The organism is Bradyrhizobium pachyrhizi (assembly GCF_001189245.1).
Taxonomy (GTDB): Bacteria; Pseudomonadota; Alphaproteobacteria; order Rhizobiales; family Xanthobacteraceae; genus Bradyrhizobium; species Bradyrhizobium pachyrhizi.
In genome coordinates, this window is record NZ_LFIQ01000069.1 from 8,441 (window position 1) to 11,488 (window position 3,048).

Below are 3,048 nucleotides of genomic sequence, written 5' to 3' on the forward strand. Positions count from 1 at the left end.
CGCACGCTTTCCTCGCCGACAGCACCACGCCGTCCCACACTCCGATAGTGACGATGGTCATCTTCCGCTCGGCCAATGGCCTGCCTATCGTCCGCCCCGTCACTGGAAAAAGCCACGGGACGAGCGGTGTCTCGGGCGCACGGAGCGAGAGATCATGAGCATTTTTGGAAGCATCATGGGTGCAATCTTCGGCCACGGCGCCCAGGCCAAAACCGCTGAGAGCACGACGACGGCCGCGCCCGGCGCAGCGCCATCGGCGTCGACTTCTGCATCCGCCGCGCCCGGCACGGCGGCGGCACAAACCGTCGACGTCGCCGGGATCGTCGACAAGGCCGCTGCGGCGACCGGCGAGAAGCTCGACTGGCGCAGCTCGATCGTCGACCTGATGAAGGCGCTCGGTCTCGACAGCAGCCTTGCGGCGCGCAAGGAGCTCGCGAAGGAGCTGCACTACGCCGGCGACACCAGCAACACCGCCACGATGAATGTCTGGCTGCATCAGCAGGTGATGGCCAAGCTCGCCGCCAATGGCGGCAAGCTGCCGGACGACATCAAGACCTGACGAGCCGCCTCGAGCCGCGCGGCGCTCGCGCCCGCGCGGCTCCGAACGATGTGTATTGCGTGAGGAGCAGTTGCGATGACCTCATCTCATCCTGCCATCCTGAACAGGCCGCGCGCTGGTGCGGTGCGGTCCGCCGCATTGGTCGGCGCGGCACTCGGATTCGTCGCGCTGGCGCTCGGCATCCATGTCGCCATCGCCCACGCGGATAATTCCGGCGACGAACCGCGGCCGGAAAATGCGAATGTGCAGCGCGCCGCGCAGAACCCGCCGCCGGCCCGGGTCATCCTGCCGGCGCCATGGCAGCAGGCCGCGCCTGCGCAGCCGGTCGCGGCACCCGCGAAGCCGGCCGATCGCAAATAATCCTTCGCCCCTTTGGAGCGGCCGGCGATCCAGTCGCCGCGCCGTGCCACCGCATTGATTTGGAAAACAGGAGATCACATGCTGAAGGAATTCAGGGAATTCGCCATGAAGGGCAACGTCGTCGATCTCGCCGTCGGCGTGATCATCGGCGCGGCATTCGGCGCGATCGTCTCGTCGATGGTGGCCGATATCATCATGCCGATCATCGGTGCGGTCAGCGGCGGGCTCGACTTCTCCAATTATTTCACCGCGCTGTCGAAGTCGGTGACAGCGACCAACCTGGCCGATGCCAAGAAGCAGGGAGCGGTGCTGGCCTGGGGCAACTTCCTGACCCTGACGCTCAACTTCCTGATCGTCGCCTTCGTGCTGTTCATCGTGGTCCGCCTCATGAACCAGCTCAAGCGCGAAGCGCCCGCGGCGCCGGCCGAGCCGCCGAAGCCGACCAAGGATCAGGAGCTGCTCACCGAGATCCGCGATCTCCTCAAGTCGCGCGCGTAGCAATCGCTGCGAATGCCACTGCGTACAGCCCCCAGCTCTGGAGCCTCACCATGCCAGATCAGGTCAAGCTGCCCCGAAAATTGTCACAAGAGCCCGGTGGTGTAGAGCCGCTACGGCCGAGCCACCGGCGGGTCATCGAGGAGCTCGATCGCTGGGCCAACAGTCCCGGCCTGCAGCCGCCGAGCGATGATGAAGAAAAGCCGGAGGACGACAAGCGCTAGGCGGCCATGACCTCGCATGGCCGGATCGCGGCTGTTTCGGTCAAGCCCGCCGGGCCGTCGCGATCAGCGCGGTCGACGGAATCGCGAAGCTGTCGCCGACCCGCCTGCGCTCGATCTCGGCACGGAAGGCGCGCGCGACTGCGGCGCTCTGGTCTGCATCGAGCCCGCTCCAATGCGGCATGAACTCGAACAATTTGTCGACGTCGGCGGGATTGGCGACATTGAGTTTGAAGTCGTGGGTGATCTCGGCAATCGCCGGATCGGAGAAGCCGGCGGCGATGAGCGCAGCGGCGAGGCGGCCGGGGTCGGCGAGCTCGGCGAGGCCCGTGCACGGCATCGGCGTGACCTTGTCGGGATAGAGCCGCCGGATGATCTGCGAGAGCAAGAGATGCACGGCGGCGCCATCGGCGCTTTTCCAGACCGCAATCGCCGCCGATCCGCCCGGTCGCGTCACACGCGCCATCTCGCAGAGGCCGGCGCGCCAGTCCGGAAACAGCATCACGCCGAACACCGACACTGCCGCGTCGAACGCGGCATCCGGCAGATCGAGCGCCTGGCCGTCCATCTGTCGCGCCTCGATATTCGCCACACCATGCGCCCGGACCCGCGCCACCATGCCGGCGGAGAAATCGATCGCGGTGACCTCGGCTCCGGTGCGGGCGGCGGCCAGCGCCGCGGCGCCCGTGCCGGTGGCGACGTCGATCACCCTGGATGACGGGTCGATCGGAAGCGTTGCGACCGCAGCGTCGGCGAACAATGTCGTGAACGGCTGCGACTGTGCCTCATAGGCGGCGACCATTTTGTCCCAATGCGCGGGATCGTTGTACGGCAGAGGTTTCGCCTGCTCACTTGACTGCATGAATCTGGTCCTCGAGACTTTGCTTGTGTTTGGCGAGCCGGCGCTTGAAATCCCTCGCGAGCGCTTCGAGCGTCACCGCGCCGAGCCGCTTCAGGAACAGCGCCTCGACCTCGCGAAACGTGTCTCCGAGCGCGTCGTTGACGGCCTGTTCGACCAGGCAGCCGGGATTTTCCGAGCGATGGCCCATCGCAACGATCGTCGGCGCGCCGACCGCGCGGTAGATGTTCGCGAGCGTGATGGCGGCGGGATCGCGCGCCAGGGTCCAGCCGCCGCCATGGCCCTTCTCCGAATGCACCAGACCCTGCTCGCGCAGCCCCGCCATCACACGGCGCACCACCACCGGGTTGGTGGCCATCGCCCGTGCAAGTTGCTCCGACGTCACCGGCTCGCCGGCCCCGATCATGTGGAGCAGGCCATGCAGGACGCTGGACAGGCGGCTATCGCGGATCATGTAACCGCATATGTTACATGATGCGGCAAACGTCAAGAGCGGCGATGGCGGGCGCATCATTGCTCGTGGTCGCCTCCCCTTGAAAAGGGGAGGTCGCTTT

Annotated in this window: 6 protein-coding genes; 4 read left to right on the plus strand and 2 right to left on the minus strand. The window is 66.4% G+C overall.

Translation table 11 applies throughout. The features are described 5' to 3' along the window. Positions 1-154 precede the first annotated feature (154 nt). The 4 genes from AKL29_RS14320 (at position 155) to AKL29_RS43325 (ending at position 1,638) form a co-directional block, all read left to right on the plus strand. Complete coding sequence (locus AKL29_RS14320; protein WP_050384647.1) at positions 155-559, plus strand: DUF3597 domain-containing protein; 405 nt, start codon at positions 155-157, stop codon at positions 557-559. Between the two features lie 75 nt (positions 560-634). Further along, positions 635-919, plus strand: a complete 285-nt coding sequence (locus tag AKL29_RS14325; RefSeq protein WP_050384648.1) for a hypothetical protein — start codon at positions 635-637, stop codon at positions 917-919. Positions 920-997: 78 nt separating this feature from the next. Continuing rightward, positions 998-1,417, plus strand: coding sequence for a large conductance mechanosensitive channel protein MscL (gene mscL, locus AKL29_RS14330; protein ID WP_028335905.1), 420 nt, complete (start codon positions 998-1,000; stop codon positions 1,415-1,417). Between the two features lie 50 nt (positions 1,418-1,467). Continuing rightward, positions 1,468-1,638: a hypothetical protein gene (locus AKL29_RS43325; protein ID WP_167350395.1), complete on the plus strand. Its 171-nt coding sequence runs from the start codon at positions 1,468-1,470 to the stop codon at positions 1,636-1,638. Positions 1,639-1,678: 40 nt separating this feature from the next. Here the strand turns inward: AKL29_RS43325 and AKL29_RS14335 are convergent, their stop codons facing one another. Continuing rightward, entirely contained in the window at positions 1,679-2,497 is an 819-nt protein-coding gene (locus tag AKL29_RS14335) for a class I SAM-dependent methyltransferase (RefSeq protein ID WP_038377722.1), read from the minus strand. Continuing rightward, entirely contained in the window at positions 2,484-2,948 is a 465-nt protein-coding gene (locus tag AKL29_RS14340; protein WP_028335903.1) for an Rrf2 family transcriptional regulator, read from the minus strand. Before AKL29_RS14340 ends, AKL29_RS14335 begins: the two co-directional genes overlap by 14 nt. Positions 2,949-3,048: the final 100 nt, after the last annotated feature.

Bases quoted from the DNA above. Each gene is read 5' to 3' on its own strand.
- AKL29_RS14320 (WP_050384647.1), top strand. From the start codon at position 155: ATGAGCATTTTTGGAAGCATCATGGGTGCAATCTTCGGCCACGGCGCC.
- AKL29_RS14325 (WP_050384648.1), top strand. From the start codon at position 635: ATGACCTCATCTCATCCTGCCATCCTGAACAGGCCGCGCGCTGGTGCG.
- mscL (WP_028335905.1), top strand. From the start codon at position 998: ATGCTGAAGGAATTCAGGGAATTCGCCATGAAGGGCAACGTCGTCGAT.
- AKL29_RS43325 (WP_167350395.1), top strand. From the start codon at position 1,468: ATGCCAGATCAGGTCAAGCTGCCCCGAAAATTGTCACAAGAGCCCGGT.
- AKL29_RS14335 (WP_038377722.1), bottom strand. From the start codon at position 2,497: ATGCAGTCAAGTGAGCAGGCGAAACCTCTGCCGTACAACGATCCCGCG.
- AKL29_RS14340 (WP_028335903.1), bottom strand. From the start codon at position 2,948: ATGATCCGCGATAGCCGCCTGTCCAGCGTCCTGCATGGCCTGCTCCAC.